Below are 18,502 nucleotides of genomic sequence, written 5' to 3' on the forward strand. Positions count from 1 at the left end.
GAACTTGAGCGCAGGTCTGTTGCGCAATTCGTTCAAGGGAGCAGCTTCGGCTGCTCCTTTTTTTCCGACATTGCTTGATCAGATGCCCAATGCCATTGTGGTATTTGCGGCTGAGAACCAACAATTGGTTTATGTGAACCCGGCTGCCGAGACGGCGCTGGATCTGTCCCGTAAATCACTTGAGGGCCAGTCTGTGCACGATTTATTTGGTGATAACGGCGCATTGAATGAGATGATTTCAGAAGTAAAGAAGGGTCATGTATTCGCGCAACGTCAAGAAATGGTTTTACATTCATTGCCAGGAAGTATTCATCAAGATTCGATTCCAGCGCACGTAGTCATTGCCGCGCTGGATGATCCAGATCTCATCATGATGGAGTGGTTTCCCATTGACCAACAGTTGCGCAGTGAGCGCGATGAACGTGTCACACAACAGGTCGAGGCCAATAAACAGTTAATGCGCAATTTAGCGCATGAGATTAAAAATCCATTAGGTGGGATTCGTGGTGCAGCTCAACTATTAGAGTTTGAGTTGCCAGAAAAAGGCTTACGTGAATATACACAAGTCATCATTAAAGAATCTGACCGCCTACAAACGCTGGTAGATCGTTTGCTAGCTCCACATCGCAAAGCTCATGTGATTGAAGCATTCAATGTGCATGAAGCCCTCGAACGGGTTCGTAGTCTCGTGTTGGCTGAGTTTCCCAAAGGCTTAAAGATTGTTCGTAACTACGACACCAGTCTTCCAGATTTGATGGGTGATCGTGAGCAACTCATTCAGGCGGTGCTCAATATTGTTCATAACGCAGCGCAGGCCTTGTCTGAAGAAATCAATCAAGGTATTGCCCAAATTGAATTAAAAACCCGAGTAACACGTTCCGTCACGATTGCAAAGAAACGCTATAAGTTAGCAATGGATTTGCATGTGATTGATAACGGACCGGGGATTCCAGAAGAAATCATTGAACGCATATTCTTTCCCTTGGTATCAGGGAGAGAGGGTGGTAGTGGCCTGGGTCTGACCTTGGCTCAAACCTTTGTTCAGCAACATCAGGGCTTTATTGCTTGTCAAAGTCGCCCTGGATGTACCGATTTCCATATTCAAATTCCATACCGTAGGCAGGAGAAGACATTATGAAACCAATTTGGATCGTCGATGATGACCAGTCAATTCGCTGGGTTCTAGAAAAAGCCTTGTCCCGAGAAAATATTCCGCACAAGAGCTTCTCCAATCCCAATGATGTGCTTAATGCGCTTGAGAAAGAATCTCCTCAGGTGCTGATCTCCGACATTCGTATGCCACGCGGTAATGGTTTGGATTTGCTACAGCACGTCAAGCAGAGTCAGCCTAATCTGCCAGTCATCATCATGACTGCATATTCAGATCTGGATTCTGCTGTGTCCTCATTTCAGGGGGGTGCATTTGAGTATCTGACTAAACCCTTTGATGTAGAAAAAGCAGTTGAGCTGATTCATCGTGCAGTAGAGCAGGGAATCCGCAATGATTCAGGCTCTAAGGAGTTGGCAGCCTGGAGGCAGGATGCTACTGAAATCATCGGTCAAGCTCCTGCTATGCAGGAGATCTTCCGTGCAATTGGTCGCTTGGCTCAATCACATGCTACGGTCTTGATTACAGGTGAATCAGGAACCGGTAAAGAGTTAGTAGCGCATGCACTCCATAAGCACAGCCCAAGAGCCAAGGGCCCATTTGTATCGCTCAGCACTTCAGCTGTTCCCAAGGATCTGCTTGAGTCAGAGTTATTTGGTCATGAGCGTGGCGCCTTCCCGGGTGCGCAGACATTGCGTCGGGGTCGCTTTGAGCAAGCCGATGGCGGAACCTTATTTTTAGGTGAAATTAGCGACTTACCGTTTGATTTACAGACACGTCTCTTGCGTGTCTTATCTGATGGTCATTTTTATCGCATTGGCGGACAAGATCCGATCAAAGCAAATGTGCGCATCATTGCCTCCACCCATCAAAATCTCGATACAAGGGTTGCTGCTGGACTGTTTCGCGAGGATTTGTTACACAGCTTGAATGTCATCCGCTTGCGTATGCCTTCATTACGCGAGCGTAGTGAAGATATCCCAACATTGGCAAGACATTTCATGTTGACTTGCGCTAAATCTTTAGGGGTTGAGCCTAAGAAACTTTCTGATGAAGTCTTAAAAGAAATTGCGACTATGCCATTTCCGGGTAACGTTCGTCAATTAGAGAACCTTTGTCATTGGCTGACAGTCATGACGCCTGCAAATATTATTGGCGTCAGTGATTTGCCGGCAGACATCATGGCAGAAGCTGGTGAGCAGCCAGTCATCTTGCATGGCGAGTCTTCTCCGGCAAACCCAGCAGCTACAAAAGTCGCTGCGGGTGATTGGGAGAGTGGGCTTGGACGCTTGGCTGCAAAGATGCTGCAAGATGGTGACAAAGAGGTCTACGATGCACTATGCTCACGCTTTGAGAAAGCAGTATTGCAAGCAGCGCTAGAAGTAACGCGTGGTCGCAGAGTTGAGGCAGCACAGCGCCTGGGCATTGGACGCAATACGATTACACGGAAATTGCAGGAACTGGGGATAGATGACTGATTCAATTCGAATTGCGGCGTGGAATGTGAATTCCTTAAAGGTTCGCCTTCCACACGTCATTCGTTGGTTGCAGGATCAGGAAGCTAAGCAACAGCCGATTGACGCTTTGTGCTTACAAGAGCTCAAGCTCACGGATGATAAGTATCCCCACCAAGAACTCGAAGCAGCGGGCTACCTTAGCTTGGCTGCTGGCCAAAAAACCTATAACGGCGTTGCTATCATCGTGCGCAAGGCAGCCCTTGCATCCATTGCCTCTGATGCCGCCACTAGTTTTCTGAAGCCGATCAGAAATATTCCCGCAAATACGGATGAGCAGCAGCGTATATTGGCGGCAACCATTCCGTTTGCAGGCACCAAACCTATTCGATTGGTCTCTGCCTACTTCCCAAATGGGCAATCACCCGATAGCGATAAGTTCATTTACAAACTTGATTGGTTAAGCAAACTCCAAACTTGGCTAACGGAAGAATTACAGCAAAACCAACGCTTGGCTTTATTGGGCGACTTCAATATCGCGCCAGCAGATGCTGATGTCCATGACCCTAAAGCATGGGAAGGACAGAACCTCGTTTCGCCACCAGAAAGAAATGCTTTCCAAGAATTAATCAATCTGGGATTCTCTGATTCATTCAGAATGTTTGAGCAAGCACCCAAAACATTTAGTTGGTGGGACTATCGGATGATGGGTTTCAGAAGAAATGCCGGTATGCGCATTGACCATATTCTCTTAAGCGAAGACCTGAAAGAAAAGTGCAGTGCTAGTGTCGTTGATAAAGAGCCCAGAACCTGGGAACAACCATCAGACCATGCGCCAGTGATCGCAACCATTCAAAAAACTTAAGTTAAGACAACTTAAGCTACTCTCGCATCCATGATGGCCATTTTGTACTCCTATCGAAGATGCCCATATGCCATGAGGGCTCGTATGGCATTGAAATACTCCGGTATACAACTTGAGCATCGAGAGATTGCATTAAGAGATAAACCCAAATCGATGCTCCTGGCATCACCTAAAGGCACTGTTCCTGTGCTGTGTGTCGATGGACAAGTGATTGATCAAAGCTTAGACATCATGCATTGGGCCTTGGATAAATCCGATCCAGATGGTTGGAAGCATGTGGATGAGAAAGCTGCTAGCAGTTGGATTGAGAAAAATGATGGCCCCTTCAAAACTCTCTTAGATCAATACAAGTACCCCAATCGATACCCAGAGTTCAATCCAGAGGAGGTTCTCAGTGCCTCAATAAAGCTAATGCTAAAACCTATTGAGAGTGCATTACACAATCATGAATACTTATTAGGCAATAAGCTGTCTTGGGTAGATATAGCCATCTTCCCATTCATTCGGCAATTTGCAGGTGTCAATCCGAAAACATTTGAAGCGCTGCCACTTCCTAAAACAAGAAAGTGGCTAACTCAACAGATAGAGTCTGAGCTCTTTAATTCCATCATGGAAAAGCATCCCACCTGGGTCGATTAGGTTGTTGCCTAGGAAGGCAATCTTTTGGGTCTAAATTGAACCCCCAGCAGCAATGGTGGGGGTTTTGTCTTATAGGAATTAGCTTAGTTATTGAATAAAGTATTGATATAGTGTGATATTCCATGGGGTATAAGGCATGGATTACAGGATTTGCATCCCCATATAGATTAAAAGCCAGGAGACAGAAGTGATATTAAAAAGAATACTAGTTGGGGTTCTATCTATTTCAATCCTAGCTTTACCAGCATTTGCACAGACCACTTCTGAGCCCAAAACAAAAAAACCAAACATTGTTTACTTTCTTGTTGATAACACTGGATGGGGGTCATTTGGCGTTTATGGTGGAACAGTGGCCACACCCAATATTGATAAGTTAGCTAGTCAAGGTATTCGCTTTAATAACTACAACGTTGAAGCTCAGTGCACGCCATCCCGTTCCGCTATCATGACGGGCCGTCACCCCGTTCGATCAGGAACTACTTCAGTTCCTTGGCCCGGTCAAGGAAAGGCTGGCATGGCGCCTTGGGAATACACCATTGCTAAGCTACTGTCTGATTCTGGCTATGCCACTGCTTTATATGGCAAATGGCATCTTGGAGATACCCAAGGACGTCTTCCTAATGATCAAGGTTTTGATGAATGGTGGGGCATCCAAAATACTTGGTTTGAGGCAGGCTATACACAGTGGCCATTATTTAAAGAGAGCGGTCTTCCTGTGCCAATGATTTGGGAAGGCAAGAAGGGGCAGCAATCTAAACCAGTGATGCCGCTTGACCTCAAGATTCGTCCAATCATTGATGAAAAGTACATCATTCCTAAGACCGTTGAATACATCAAGAAAAATGCAGCAGCGGATAAACCTTTCTTTGTTTATGTAGGCTACTCAGAAATGCATGAGCCACCCATGCCAAATCCAAACTTTTCCTTAAAGTCAAAAGCTCGTGGAGGCGTCTTTGCAGACTTAATTGCCGAGATGGACTATCGCGTGGGCCAAGTCATGGATGCTGTTAAAGAGGCCGGCGTAGAAGACAATACGATCTTTATTTTCAGTAGTGATAATGCTGGCGGTGGCGCAAGCCCTCAAATTGGTGGGGCAACCAATGGACCATTTCGTGGTGATTTCTTCAACACCCCATTTGAGGGAAGTATGAGAGTTCCTGCAATGATTCGTTGGCCAGGAAAAGTACCCTCAGGCGTGGTTACCGAGGAGATGTTTGCTGCGGTTGACTGGATGCCAACAATCGCCGGAATGGTTGGTTCATCTAATTTAGTTCCTAAGGATCGACCGATCGATGGTATTGATGCCTCAAATTTCATGTTCGGAAAGAGCAAAACAACGGGTCGTGAATATTATCCATTCTTTGGTATTGATGGTCAGTTGATGTCGATTAAATGGAAGATCTATAAAACTATCTACAGGTATGCGCAGTCTCCCGTATCTATACAGCAGCCCTTTGTGACGGCTCAAATACCGATGATTTATGACTTAAGTAGCGATCCGCATGAAGATAACAATCTCATGTATACGGATCTGACCTTAGGTTGGGTTTATGCCCAGAACTTTAAATGGATTGACGGCTACGAGCGCAGTGTGAAGGAGTACCCCAATATTAAGGTCGGCGAAGACTTCAAGGGTTACCCGAAAAAGTAATGACTAGGTATTTAGACTAGAGAGTATGGAGAGATAAATGGTATTAAAACAAATGTTGATTGGTATCTTATCCATTTCAATCGCTGCGCCTACCGTATTTGCTCAATCAGTCCCCAAACCAAAAAAACCGAATGTTGTTTTCATTCTTGCTGATAACGTAGGTTATGGAGACATGGGGCCCTACGGGGGTGGTGAGTTACGAGGCGCTCCTACGCCACGCACTGAAGAATTGGCTAAGAGTGGACTGAAGCTGACCCAGTATTTGGTCGAGCCAGCATGCACACCATCTCGTGCTGCATTAATGACCGGGCAATACTCCATTCGCAATGGTTTATCACTTGTTGCAGAGACAGGAACTCCTAGTACTTTGCCAGGAAAAGCCTACACAATGGGTAAATTGTTTAAAGATGCTGGTTATGCAACCGCAATTTTTGGAAAATGGCATTTAGGTGCATCACCTCAGAGTTTGCCTGGCGCTCACGGATTTGATCAGTATTACGGTTTACCGCCGGATGTCTCTTGGGATTCTGCCACCTACGTCGCACAAGCTATACAAACACATTCCTATCCAAATGTTCCCGATAAGGTTTTATATGAAAAAGGACCTTGGATTACTCAGCAAAAGGGAAATGGACCGCTTCAGCGTGTGAAGCCATTTACGATGGAGGTCAGAGCAGAAATTGATAATGAATTGACTGAAAAATCAATTGCATTCATGAAGCAGGAGAATGCTGCTGGTAAACCATTCTTTCTTTATCTGCCGTTCTCAATGGGTCACTCACCCAATCTTTCCTCTAAACAATTTGCAGGAAAGTCGCGCATTGGTCAATACGGTGACAAATTGATGGAAGGGGATTATCACGTTGGCCAAATCATGGATGCCCTCAAAGAAATGAATATTGAGGACAATACTATTTTGGTTTTTGCTTCCGATAATGGCAGTACCGGACAATACATGATGACCTATGACCGATTGGGTCTTGGTGCTCCTGACATGGGATCAAATGGCCCATTTCGAGGGGATCTAGGCGAGGCCACGGAAGGAGCTGTTCGGACTTTTTGCTTCATTCGCTGGCCAGGTCACATCGCCCCCAATACCTCTTCATATGCCATGTTCTCGATCATGGACTTTATGCCGACCTTTGCCGCTATCTTAGGCGCTAAGCTACCAACAGATCGAGCCATTGATGGAGTCAATCAATTAGACATGCTTACTGGTAAGAGCAAAATAGGTAATCGCGAACATTTAATGTCATTTATTGGCGCAGATTTAGTAGCAGTTCGCTGGAAGCAGTGGAGAATGTATTTTAGGGATATGAATCGCACGGGGACTGGACAGCAAATGCTGGGCGGCATCGCTGCTAATTCGGTTCCTATGTATTACCCAAAGATTTATAACATCGAAATGGATCCGCATGAAGATTTACAGTTGGTAAATTACGAATCAATTTCAGTGAATGCTTTCAAAATAATTCAAGAGTATCTTGCCTCGGTTAATAAGTTTCCTAATCCCCCACCTGCTAACTTAACCAACTTTATTCAGCGTTAAGAGGGAATGTTGAGTGCATAGCCACCTCCGTGAAAGAAGTTTAGGGATTTTCTCTAAACTTCTTTTGATTTCAATTGGCTTGTTTTCATCACAATCAGTATTGGCTGATGAGGGCGGCGTCCCATTCTGGATGTCGGGTCAGTACGCCAGTATGGCTGCAGTGCCATCACAACCTGGATGGTCATTGGTATTGATGCCTTATATCTATAGCGGTAGTGCAGATAAGTCAAAAAACTTTCAACATGGTCAAAGCATTAATGCTGGCTTGAGTGCTAGAGAATCCATTTTCTTATTTCAGTTGGGATACTCGGCAGAAGAAAAGATCTTGGGTGGACAGCCTTATGTAGGAATAGGTTGGGGCCCTGGATCGAATACCACTACTGCATTTGCAAGTGTCTCGAGTGTTAATACTGAATTTAATAAAGCAAATTCGGTAACGGGAAGTACTGATATATATCCCCTAGCCAGTTTGGCTTGGAACAAAGGCAATAATAATTTCATGACCTATGTGACTGGCGATATACCAGTGGGCACCTATAGTTCAACTAGTCTTTCTAGTATTGGCATTGGTCATGCTGCAATGGATGCGGGCGGTGGCTACACTTACTTGAATAACACTACCGGTCTTGAATTCTCCAGCGTAGTGGGTGCGACCTATAACTGGATGAATAATCAAACCAATTATAAGAACGGCATCGACTCCCATTTGGATTGGTCTCTCTCTCAATTTGTATCGCAAAGCTGGCAGGTTGGTATAGCGGGATATGTTTACTATCAACTCACTGCCGACTCCGGAAGTGGGGCTAGGTTGGGTGCCTTCAAGTCCCAGGTTGCAGCTATTGGTCCGCAAATTGGATATCTATTTAATATCGGTAAAAAGCAGGCTTATATCAATCTACGGGCATACAAAGAGTTTTGGGCTCAAAATCGGGTTGAGGGATACGCAATGATTTCAACCATCAGCATTCCATTAGGAAAGTAGTAATTCGATGAATATGCGTCGCATAGGTATTTTGATTGCAGTAGTTGGAGTTTTGGGAATCAGCGCATATCTTGTCTGGAGTAACTTCTTTTCAAAACCTCAGCAGGCAGCCCCTCAAATTCTTCTGGGTGATGGCGTAAAGGGCCCCAAAGGAATGGCCTGGATTCCTGGCGGTGAATTTTTAATGGGTAGCGATCATCAAAAAGCGCAAGCTAACGAGCGGCCAACTCATAAAGTCAAAGTATCTGGATTTTGGATGGACACGACTCATGTCACCAACGATCAATTTGCACAATTTGTAAAAGAGACCAATTACAAAACGACTGCAGAGCAAATTCCCGATTGGGAAACCATTCGCGTACAACTTCCACCGGGAACACCGAAGCCACCGGCTTCAGTCTTTGTGCCTGGCGCCATGGTTTTTGTTGGTACCAAAGCAAAAGTAAATCTCAATGATTACTCGCAGTGGTGGGCATACATTCCGGGTGCAAGCTGGAAGCATCCAACTGGACCTCAGAGTAATATTGATGGCAAAGGGAATCATCCGGTGGTTCAGATCAGTTACGAAGATGCATTGGCTTATGCAAAGTGGGCTGGTAAGAGGTTGCCCACTGAGGCAGAGTGGGAGTTTGCAGCTCGCGGTGGCTTAAACCAGGCTACCTATGTGTGGGGTGATCAGCTAGAGCAGGAGGGAAAACTGCCAACCAATATTTGGGATGTCAAAAAGCAAGCATTTCCTGTGGTGAGTCCAAAAGCTGGTGGAGCGATTGGCACTAGTGCCGTAGGAACTTTTCCTCAAAATGGCTACGGTTTATTTGACATGACAGGTAATGCCTGGCAGTGGGTTGCTGATTGGTATCGCGCTGATTACTTTGTGCTGCAGGCTAAAGAGCATGGCAACAACATGATTAATAATCCCAAGGGGCCAACGAGCTCTTATGACCCTGATGACTATGGTGTTCCACCCAATGCTCCGAAGCGAGTCATTCGGGGCGGGTCATTTTTATGTAATGAAGATTACTGCCAATCCTATCGTCCTAGCGCTCGCCGTGGAGCAGATCCCTTTAGCCCAATGTCGCATTTAGGATTTAGACTGGCCAAGGATACTCAGAGTGACCCAGTCACTCGCTAGCGATTAGGATAAGCCACCATGGCGAAGCAGGGCATCAATACTGGGCTCTCTGCCACGGAAGGCTTTAAAGGATTCAGCGGCAGGGCGACTGCCACCCACTTCCAGGATTTCTTCACGGTAACGCGTGCCAGTCTTGGCGTCCAAAACGCTGCCAGTCAGCTTTGCAGCTTCCTCAAAGGCAGAGTAAGCATCAGCAGAAAGTACCTCAGCCCATTTATAGCTGTAGTAACCAGCAGCATAGCCGCCAGCAAAAATGTGACTGAAAGAATTAATCCAGCGAGAGATCTCGGGCTGCGGAATGATGTTGTACTCATCGGCGATATTTCTAGAAACATCGAGCACTGCATGTCCTTTAGCGTCCTTTACATCAAAGCTAGAATGCAAACGCCAATCTGTTAATGACATTACGATTTGACGTAGGGTTGCTAAACCATTTTGGAAGTTCTTAGCAGCAAGAATTTTGTCAAAGAGTTCTCGTGGTAATGGTTTACCAGTTTCTGCATGTGCTGTCATTTTCTCGAGCACTTCCCATTCCCAGCAGAAGTTTTCCATGAACTGACTTGGTAGCTCGACAGCATCCCACTCAACACCATTGATGCCAGATACACCCAAAGCACTCACTTGTGTCAGGAGGTGATGTAAACCATGGCCACTTTCATGAAAGAGGGTAATGACATCATCATGAGTAATGGTCGGTTGGCGTAACACTCCATCCACCTTCACTGGTGGAGCAAAGTTACAGACGAGATAAGCTACTGGTACCTGGATTTCTCCATTAGGCAACTCTCTGCGGCCACGGGCATCATCCATCCAAGCTCCGCCGCGCTTGCCGGGACGAGCATAGGGGTCTAGGTAGAAATAAGCCCGTATTTTTCCAGCCTGGTCTTTAACAGCAAAGGATTGCACATCAGCATGCCAAGTCGGCAAGTCTGCAGCTTCAATCTTGACGCCAAATAATGTCTGAATAACTTGGAATAAGCCATCTAAGACTTTGGGTAATGGAAAGTATTGCTTGAGTTCATTTTCGGAGAATGAGTAACGTGCCTGCTTTAAACGTTCAGCAGCAAATGGAATATCCCATGGCTCAAGTCCATCTGTAAATCCTAGCTCTGCTTTTGCATACTCACACAACTCTTGCCAATCTTTCTGGGCAAACGGTTTTGATTTAATTGCAAAGTTTGTCAGGAAGAGATCTACCTCATCAACAGTATTGGCCATCTTCGGCGCCAAACTCAAGGCTGCATAGTTTGCAAAACCCAGCATACGCGCCTCTTCATCGCGCAGACGCAATTGATCCAACATATTGTGAGTGTTATCCCAATCAAGCTTGCCTTTGCCATATTGTGGTGCTAACTCTGAGGAGCGCGTGACATAAGCTTGATACATGAGGCGACGCAGCGCTCGATTCTCGGAATACTGCATCACGGGATAGTAAGAGGGAAAGTGCAGGGTAAAAGCCCAGCCTTGCAGACCCTTTTGCTGAGCAGTATCTGCCGCAGCAGCAATAGCATCATCAGGCATGCCAGCAAGATCAGTTTTATCGCTTACTAGATGAACAAAGCCATCGGTCGCATCTAAAACATGATCCGAGAAGGCTTTGCCTAGAACAGCTTGTTCATCCTGAATGGCAGAGAAGCGTGGTTTATCAGCATCACTTAATTCTGCGCCACCCAAACGAAAATCGCGCAAGGAGTTTTCAATCACTTTTTTCTGAGCACGATTGAGCTTTGCAAAATCAGGACTATTTTTGAGTTCTTTAAATTTCTTATAGAGCGCTAAGTTTTGTCCAAGACTAGAAAAGAATGCGGTAACCTCTGGCAACATCTCTCCATAGGCGGTACGCAACTCTGGGGTATCAGCCACGCTATTGAGATGGGAGATAACGCCCCAAGATCTTCCGAGCGCTTCGGTAGCATCTTCTAGAGGCTCTGCTAATTGATCCCAGCTCGATGGGGTCTTAGGATCAGTCGCAGTATCTACAGCATCCTGTGCATGCTTGAGTAAGAATTGAATTGCAGGAGCAATGTGCTCGGGCTTTACTTGAGAGTACGGGGCAATGCCACGACCAAAAGTCAGGAGCGGATTATGTTGTAATGCGGCAGGTAGGGTAAAGAGGGCTGTAGTCATACCCTCTAGCTTAATGGATCTAAGGCTTGGCTGCTTTTTCTGCTGCTTCTAAAGTATTCATGAGCAACATGGTGATAGTCATAGGTCCAACACCACCTGGTACAGGAGTAATCCAGCCGGCGATATATTTAGCGGCATCAAAATCGACATCCCCGCAGAGCTTGCCATCCGGCATACGGTTGATGCCTACGTCAATCACAACAGCACCATTTTTCACCATATCGCCTGAAATCATCTTAGGCTTACCAGTGGCAACTACAAGGATATCGGCATCTTTGGTGTGATGAGCTAGATCGCGGGTTTTACTATTGCAGATAGTGACAGTGGCTCCCGCTTGCAGGAGGAGCATCGCCATCGGTTTACCGACAATATTAGAGGCACCAACGATGACAGCACGAGCACCCCGAATAGGGTAATCAATACTTTCTAAAATCTTCATGCAGCCATAAGGAGTGCAGGGCTTGAATTCTGGTTGGCCGACCATCAAGGCACCAGCGTTGGCTACGTGGAAACCATCCACATCTTTTTCAGGGGCAATCGCTTCAAGCACACGCTCAGCAGCAATATGTTCTGGCAGTGGCAATTGCACCAAGATGCCATGAATCGATGGGTCAGCATTGAGGGTGGCAATTCGAGCCAGTAATTCTTCTTCGCCCAACTCTGCAGAGTAGCGCTCTAAAACAGAATGAAAGCCAACATCCTCACATGCTTTTACTTTATTGCGAACATATACTTGGCTGGCAGGATTTTCACCAACGACGATGACTGCTAGTCCAGGGCGAACTCCTTTGGCGGTAACAATCGCACCTCGAGCAGCTATTTCAGTACGTAGTTTTTTAGAGAGGGCGTTACCGTCTAGTAATTGTGCTGGCATTGCGAGTGTATTAATTGGGGTTAATTAGGTTGCGGATCAGATAAAGCCAAGCGGAGCAGATCTGCAACGGTATTGACGTTGAGCTTCTCCATAATATTGGCGCGGTGGGCTTCTACAGTCTTAATAGAGATGCCAAGATCATCTGCGATCTGTTTGTTTAAGCGACCAGCAACAATGCGCTCCAATACTTGACGCTCACGACCAGTGAGCTTGCTGAGCAAACTATGGGTAATTTTGCGTTGGCTCGCTTGTGAGTAATCTACCCTTGCTTTAGCAAGCATACGATCTACTAGGCCGCAGAGATCGTTTTCTTTAAATGGTTTTTCAATGAAATCGACTGCACCACGTTTCATTGTGGAGACTGCCATCGAGACATCACCATGGCCAGTAATAAAAGCAACTGGCATTGGGAGGTTTTCGCTAATTAAGCGTTCTTGCAGTTCGAGGCCTGACATGCCGGGCATACGCACATCCAAAATAGCGCAAGAAATAGTTGATTTATCGGTGCTTTGTAAAGATTGCAAGAAGCGCTCGGCGCTTGCATGACAACGCACTACATAACCATTGCTCTCTAAAAGCCAAGTGAGTGAATCACGCACAGCCTCATCATCATCGACGACGTAAACAACTTCGGCTTGGTTTGGTTTGGCAGCAGCTAAGTTCATATTGGGTCTCGCAAGGTAAATCTAAAAATAGGATATCTATTCATTTTCCTTTGAATCAGGAGATTCTAGGGGTAAGAGTATTGTAAAGGTGCAGCCGGCCAGCTTGGTCCGTTCCGAGTCCATGGTATTGGATGCCCAAAGGCGCCCGTGGTGGGATTCGATAATGGAGCGGCAAATATTGAGCCCCATGCCCATTCCATCCGTTTTGGTGCTAAAAAATGGTTCAAACATGCGTTCCATGACGGATTCGGCGATACCACCCCCAGTATCCGTGACTTGAATGCGTATCATGGCTGGGAAGGTACTGGTATCTAAGTCCGCGCTGATATTGACCGGTGCGGCTGACCAGCGGGAAGAGAGAGGGTAGGCCTCCCGCACGCTGTCTAAGCCATTTTTCAAGAGATTGACTAGAACTTGCAAGATCAGCACTGGGTCTAAATTGATCTCAGGCAAATTATTGGCAATATTAGAAGAAATGCTCAAGCGATGACGATTCGCCTCAATTTCCACAAGACCAACCGCATCGTTAATGATCTCAGAGATATTGGAATATTTGCGTTGAGGCTCGCTGCGTTTCACAAATCCACGAATACGCTGAATGATGGTGCCAGCTCGGTGCGCTTGATCAGAGGCTTTTTCTAGCGCAGGCAGGATATCTTTACTCATGGATGGATCGAGACTACCCTCTAGGCGTTTGGCGATACCCATACAGTAATTGGAAATTGCAGACAGCGGTTGATTTAATTCATGCGCGAGAGAGGACGCCATTTCACCCATGGTAGTGAGTCGACTTGTAAATTGCATACGTTCTTCCTGCTGACGTGCTAAATCATCCGCCTCCTTGCGCATCGTGATGTCAGTAGCAATCAAGAGTTGAGCTAAGTGACCGTCCACCCAAGGGATGAAGCGACGGCGTACCTCAAACCATTTATTGCTACCGTCATCCAATTGAATTTCTTCTGACTCTGACTCTTGATATAGGAAAGCAGTTGGAATGCCCGGAGGTGAATCTTGTAAATCTTCAGCAACATCGTGCAGTGTTTCAAGATTATTGTCACTACCCGCTAATTTGAAGTGGCCTTTGGAATCATCCCCAAAATTTTCTTTATAGAAGCGATTGGCAAATAAAAGTTTGTCATTTTCCAAGTCCACTACTGATACGGCAGCATCCAACCCCTCTAGTACGGTTACAAAGCGCTCTTGAGAGGCAGCAAGTTCTTCACGAATCTTCTTTGGCTCGGAAATATCAATTAAGGAGGTGACCCAACCTGATTGTTTGCCCTTTTCATTAATTAAGGGGGCAATGAAAGTACGCGTTTGGATTAAGGAGCCATCACTACGCAAAATCACACCCTCAATCCCTGTTTTTGCGATCACCTCAGATTTGAGGGCGCGATTCATCTTCTCAACCAGCTCATCACGTCTAGAGTCAGGCCAGAAGGGGAATGGCGGGGTGAGGCCAATCAGTTCTTTTGCTGACCAGCCCGTCATCTCGCAAAATGCTCGGTTGACATAAGTGATGCGCTTTTGCATATCATGTGCGCGTATGCCAACTGGGGTAGAGTTTTCCATGGCATTACGAAAGCTGGTTTCGGTTCTTAGGCTTGCTTCTGCTTCTTGACGGACTTGCATCTGCTTTAAGACAGACCACAGACTCCAAATTACGAAGGCGCACAATCCAAGTACTACACCAATCAACATTCTGAATGTGAGATTAGTGGGTGGTGGATAGGTGTCAATTCGTAACGTGAGGTTAGGGCTCAGGACGCCAATATCCAAACTGGTTTGATTACTAAATGCCCTCTTAGGAGTGTCTCGATCAGAGGAGATGGAGAGCACTCTCTCGTTATCAGTTAAAAGAGTAAAGCGGTAATAAGCCTTAAGCTCTCCTGGCACAACATCCAAAATACCTTGAGTGGTATAGAGGGCTGCTAAAAACCCAATAATTTCTCCGCCGACCATATTAGGAACGACTTGCCAAAATACAGTTTTTCTTTCTCTTGCTAAGGGTTCATTGCTTGGAAAATTCAAGTTAATGAATTGGCTAAATGATGCTCTGCTGGTGCTTCTACTTAATTCGATTGCGGTAGAAAGTCCTTCATTAGCTAACTCGTCGTTCTGAGTTCTAGCGATCCAATCTGTTTTATTGTTACTTAGTGGCGCTGTCCATTGCCTCTGATTTTTTGCATTGATCCATACAATTTTGACAATCTCATGGTTATTTAAAACTAGATCATCAGCTTGTTCGTAAGCCAGCCTTTTTAGTCTCTCCTGATCTTCATTGGCGGCAAGTTCGCGATTAATGCTGATGAAGGCATCCAGATTATTCGCAAAGCGCAATTGGATTCGTTGCTTAGCAAATGAGAGCTCCCTAAATAGTGCTGACTCTTGCTGATTCTTGTCTTGTAATTGCAATGTCCCCAAAATGACGCCCATGACGGCCGTAAAAATGACGATAGCAATTAAAGGGGTGTATACGAGCCTAAAGCCCCGTATTTTTCGGAGCCATTTGAATGGACTGAGGAGCAAGCTCAAAAAAGCCGTAAATTTCATGAATGAGGCCTATTTTGCCTTAATGCGCGCCTGAAAATGGCTTTTCTTGTGTCAATTCAAGATCTTATTTGCAGCGCAACAAAATACCACATTATGAGAAATATTATCATTATGTGGGAAATTGCTTGTTTACACTCATATACCTTCCTAAAATATTGCCTATAAAGTGAATAACTCAGTGAAGTATTTAATGGAGACAAGTTATGGCCGCAGTTCCAGAGCAGGTGTTGGGTAAACAGAACGCGCAGGACGTAGATCCGGGCGAGACTCAAGAATGGTTGCAGGCGCTTGATGGCGTTATTCATAACGAAGGTCCAGAACGCGCTGCCTTTCTAATTGACCAACAAATTTCTCACGCACGGGTGAACGGGGTTGTTCAGCCTTTCCATGCAGAGACGCCTTATATCAATACGATTCCAGTTGAAGGCCAAGCGCGTTTACCGGGTGACCAGAATATTGAGCATCGTATTCGCTCATACACTCGCTGGAATGCGATGGCGATGGTACTGCGCGCAAACAAAGACACCAATGTTGGTGGACATATTTCCTCTTTCCAGTCTGCAGCTACTCTATACGACGTAGGCTACAACCATTTTTGGCATGCACCATCAACTGAGCACGGTGGCGATCTGATTTTTGTACAAGGGCACTCTGCTCCAGGAGTTTATGCACGTGCCTATATGTTGGGTCGACTCTCAGATGAGCAACTTAATAATTTCCGTCAAGAAGTTGGCGGTAAAGGTATTTCTAGTTACCCACATCCATGGTTGATGCCAGATTTTTGGCAGTTCCCAACGGTGTCTATGGGCTTAGGCCCGATCATGGCGATTTATCAAGCACGCTTCATGCGCTATATGCAAGACCGCGGCTTCATTAAGAGTGAGGGGCGTAAAGTCTGGGCATTCTTGGGTGATGGCGAAACCGACGAACCAGAATCTTTGGGTGCCATTGGTATGGCTGGCCGTGAGAAGTTGGACAACCTCATTTTTGTTGTGAACTGTAACTTGCAGCGTCTAGATGGACCAGTGCGCGGTAACGGCAGCATCATTCAAGAGCTCGAAAGCGAATTCCGTGGAGCAGGCTGGAATGTGATCAAAGTCGTTTGGGGTGGTCAGTGGGATGCGCTATTTGCCCGTGATAAAAAAGGTATTTTGATGCAACGCCTTGGCGAGATTGTCGATGGTCAGTACCAGACAATGAAGTCCAAGCATGGCGGCTATGTTCGTGAGATAGTTTTTAACACGCCAGAGTTGAAAGCTTTAGTAAGCGACTGGAGTGATGACGAGATTTGGCAACTGAATCGTGGCGGCCATGATCCTCATAAAGTCTATGCAGCATTTCATGCAGCGGTCAATCACAAGAATCAACCAACGGTAATCTTGGCTCACACCATTAAGGGTCACGGTATGGGCGGTTCAGGTGAGGCGATGAATATTGCTCACCAAGCTAAGAAGATGAATGATGATGACGTGCGTCGCTTCCGTGATCGTTTCGAGATTCCCGTAAAAGACGAGGATCTAGACGATATGCCCTTGGTGAAGTTTGCTGAAGGTAGTCCTGAGTTGGAATACATGAAGGCACGCCGTCAAGAATTGGGTGGTTATTTGCCACAGCGTCGTACCAAGGCAGAAAGCTTGCCTGTTCCTGCGCTGGATGTATTTGCTCCAATGCTTGAGGCAACTGCAGAAGGTCGTGAGATTTCGACAACCATGGCATTTGTGCGCATGCTAAATACTGTTGTGCGCGATAAAGTTTTAGGTAAACGTGTCGTTCCCATTGTTCCAGATGAGTCCCGTACCTTTGGTATGGAAGGGATGTTCCGCCAGTTGGGTATCTGGAATCAACTAGGTCAGCTCTATACCCCAGAAGATCATGATCAATTGATGTTCTACAAAGAGGATAAGACTGGCCAGATTCTGCAAGAAGGTATTAATGAAGCGGGTGGTATGTGCGACTGGATTGCAGCTGCAACTTCATACTCCACTCATGGTGTGCCAATGTTGCCTTTCTACATCTTCTACTCGATGTTTGGTTTCCAGCGTATTGGTGACTTAGCCTGGGCAGCAGGGGATATGCGTAGCCGCGGCTTCCTATTGGGCGGCACTGCAGGCAGAACTACTCTGAACGGCGAGGGCTTGCAACACGAAGATGGCCATAGCCATCTGTGGAGCGGAGCAATTCCGAACTGTATCAGCTATGACCCTACCTTCTCATTTGAATTGGCGGTCGTGATTCAAGATGGTATGCGCCGTATGTTAGAAGTTCAGGAAGACGTGTATTACTACGTTACTTTGATGAATGAAAACTATGCTCATCCAGCAATGCCGAAGGGCGCTGAAAATGACATTATCAAAGGCATGTATAAGCTCAAGTCTGTTGGCGATAGCAACGCTAAGTTGCGTGTCCAATTACTCGGTTCTGGAACCATCTTCCGTGAAGTGATTGAAGCAGCAGAAATGCTCCAAAAAGATTGGGGCGTTGCTTCTGATTTGTGGGGTTGCCCAAGCTTTACTGAATTAGGGCGTGATTGGAATTCAGTGCACCGCGCTAACCTATTGAACCCAACAGCAGTACCAGCGCTTTCTCATGTAGAGAAGTGCTTAAAAGATACTTCTGGCCCAATCGTTGCAGCAACGGATTATGTTCGTTTGTTTGCAGAGCAGATTCGTCCAGCGATCCAGCACATGGGTCGTCGTTATGAGGTGTTAGGTACGGATGGTTTCGGTCGTTCTGATACCCGTGAAAATCTCCGTGACTTCTTTGAGGTTGATCGTCGTTGGGTAGTGTTAACTGCCTTGAGATCTTTGGTGGATGCAGGCCAGATGGATCGTCAAAAACTTGCTGAAGCCATTCAGAAATATGGCATCGATACTACTAAACCAAACCCGATGACGGTTTAAACG

General features: G+C 46.1%; 13 protein-coding genes. 9 read left to right on the forward strand and 4 right to left on the reverse strand.

Annotated elements, in window-relative coordinates; translation table 11 throughout:
* Positions 1 to 16: 16 nt before the first annotated feature.
* The 8 genes from glnL (at position 17) to B6A14_RS07155 (ending at position 9,380) form a co-directional block, all read left to right on the forward strand.
* Positions 17 to 1,138 carry a nitrogen regulation protein NR(II) gene (gene glnL, locus B6A14_RS07120; RefSeq protein WP_407947078.1) on the forward strand — a complete coding sequence of 374 codons (1,122 nt, stop codon included), beginning with the start codon at positions 17 to 19 and terminating at the stop codon, positions 1,136 to 1,138.
* A complete protein-coding gene (ntrC, locus tag B6A14_RS07125; protein WP_087909797.1) occupies positions 1,135 to 2,586 on the forward strand; it encodes a nitrogen regulation protein NR(I) in 1,452 nt (483 codons plus the stop codon). The genes glnL and ntrC overlap by 4 nt, the downstream gene beginning before the upstream one ends.
* Positions 2,579 to 3,427 (forward strand): exodeoxyribonuclease III, encoded by an 849-nt coding sequence (gene xth / locus B6A14_RS07130; RefSeq protein WP_201721491.1) that lies wholly within the window; start codon positions 2,579 to 2,581, stop codon positions 3,425 to 3,427. Before ntrC ends, xth begins: the two co-directional genes overlap by 8 nt.
* A gap of 33 nt (positions 3,428 to 3,460) precedes the next feature.
* Positions 3,461 to 4,066: a glutathione S-transferase gene (locus B6A14_RS07135; protein ID WP_269088053.1), complete on the forward strand. Its 606-nt coding sequence runs from the start codon at positions 3,461 to 3,463 to the stop codon at positions 4,064 to 4,066.
* A 187-nt stretch (positions 4,067 to 4,253) separates the two neighbouring features.
* Positions 4,254 to 5,717: an arylsulfatase gene (locus B6A14_RS07140; protein WP_161491118.1), complete on the forward strand. Its 1,464-nt coding sequence runs from the start codon at positions 4,254 to 4,256 to the stop codon at positions 5,715 to 5,717.
* Positions 5,718 to 5,754: 37 nt separating this feature from the next.
* Positions 5,755 to 7,266, forward strand: coding sequence for an arylsulfatase (locus tag B6A14_RS07145; RefSeq protein WP_087909800.1), 1,512 nt, complete (start codon positions 5,755 to 5,757; stop codon positions 7,264 to 7,266).
* A 13-nt stretch (positions 7,267 to 7,279) separates the two neighbouring features.
* Positions 7,280 to 8,248 (forward strand): SphA family protein, encoded by a 969-nt coding sequence (locus tag B6A14_RS07150; RefSeq protein ID WP_145954952.1) that lies wholly within the window; start codon positions 7,280 to 7,282, stop codon positions 8,246 to 8,248.
* 13 nt (positions 8,249 to 8,261) lie between these two features.
* Positions 8,262 to 9,380, forward strand: coding sequence for a formylglycine-generating enzyme family protein (locus tag B6A14_RS07155; RefSeq protein WP_087910312.1), 1,119 nt, complete (start codon positions 8,262 to 8,264; stop codon positions 9,378 to 9,380).
* Positions 9,381 to 9,383: 3 nt separating this feature from the next.
* On the opposite strand, the gene B6A14_RS07160 is transcribed toward B6A14_RS07155, so the two are convergent.
* From B6A14_RS07160 to B6A14_RS07175, 4 genes are read right to left on the reverse strand one after another with little or no spacing between them, the layout of a single operon-like run.
* Positions 9,384 to 11,507 (reverse strand): M3 family metallopeptidase, encoded by a 2,124-nt coding sequence (locus tag B6A14_RS07160; protein WP_087909802.1) that lies wholly within the window; start codon positions 11,505 to 11,507, stop codon positions 9,384 to 9,386.
* 19 nt (positions 11,508 to 11,526) lie between these two features.
* On the reverse strand, positions 11,527 to 12,381 hold the full coding sequence (gene folD / locus B6A14_RS07165; RefSeq protein ID WP_087909803.1) for a bifunctional methylenetetrahydrofolate dehydrogenase/methenyltetrahydrofolate cyclohydrolase FolD: 855 nt from the start codon (positions 12,379 to 12,381) through the stop codon (positions 11,527 to 11,529).
* A gap of 20 nt (positions 12,382 to 12,401) precedes the next feature.
* Positions 12,402 to 13,046, reverse strand: coding sequence for a response regulator transcription factor (locus B6A14_RS07170; protein WP_087909804.1), 645 nt, complete (start codon positions 13,044 to 13,046; stop codon positions 12,402 to 12,404).
* Positions 13,047 to 13,082: 36 nt separating this feature from the next.
* Complete coding sequence (locus B6A14_RS07175; protein WP_087909805.1) at positions 13,083 to 15,599, reverse strand: PAS domain-containing sensor histidine kinase; 2,517 nt, start codon at positions 15,597 to 15,599, stop codon at positions 13,083 to 13,085.
* Between the two features lie 203 nt (positions 15,600 to 15,802).
* On the opposite strand from B6A14_RS07175, the gene aceE reads away from it, so the two are divergent.
* Positions 15,803 to 18,499: a pyruvate dehydrogenase (acetyl-transferring), homodimeric type gene (gene aceE / locus B6A14_RS07180; RefSeq protein ID WP_087909806.1), complete on the forward strand. Its 2,697-nt coding sequence runs from the start codon at positions 15,803 to 15,805 to the stop codon at positions 18,497 to 18,499.
* Positions 18,500 to 18,502: the final 3 nt, after the last annotated feature.

Source organism: Polynucleobacter hirudinilacicola (genome assembly GCF_002192535.1).
In the GTDB taxonomy this organism is placed as follows: Bacteria; Pseudomonadota; Gammaproteobacteria; order Burkholderiales; family Burkholderiaceae; genus Polynucleobacter; species Polynucleobacter hirudinilacicola.

Excerpts from the sequence above, each read along its gene's own strand:
- B6A14_RS07160 (WP_087909802.1), bottom strand. The coding sequence starts at position 11,507 with ATGACTACAGCCCTCTTTACCCTACCTGCCGCATTACAACATAATCCG.
- ntrC (WP_087909797.1), top strand. The coding sequence starts at position 1,135 with ATGAAACCAATTTGGATCGTCGATGATGACCAGTCAATTCGCTGGGTT.
- B6A14_RS07175 (WP_087909805.1), bottom strand. The coding sequence starts at position 15,599 with ATGAAATTTACGGCTTTTTTGAGCTTGCTCCTCAGTCCATTCAAATGG.
- B6A14_RS07155 (WP_087910312.1), top strand. The coding sequence starts at position 8,262 with ATGCGTCGCATAGGTATTTTGATTGCAGTAGTTGGAGTTTTGGGAATC.
- B6A14_RS07170 (WP_087909804.1), bottom strand. The coding sequence starts at position 13,046 with ATGAACTTAGCTGCTGCCAAACCAAACCAAGCCGAAGTTGTTTACGTC.
- B6A14_RS07135 (WP_269088053.1), top strand. The coding sequence starts at position 3,461 with ATGGCCATTTTGTACTCCTATCGAAGATGCCCATATGCCATGAGGGCT.
- aceE (WP_087909806.1), top strand. The coding sequence starts at position 15,803 with ATGGCCGCAGTTCCAGAGCAGGTGTTGGGTAAACAGAACGCGCAGGAC.
- folD (WP_087909803.1), bottom strand. The coding sequence starts at position 12,381 with ATGCCAGCACAATTACTAGACGGTAACGCCCTCTCTAAAAAACTACGT.
- xth (WP_201721491.1), top strand. The coding sequence starts at position 2,579 with ATGACTGATTCAATTCGAATTGCGGCGTGGAATGTGAATTCCTTAAAG.
- B6A14_RS07145 (WP_087909800.1), top strand. The coding sequence starts at position 5,755 with ATGGTATTAAAACAAATGTTGATTGGTATCTTATCCATTTCAATCGCT.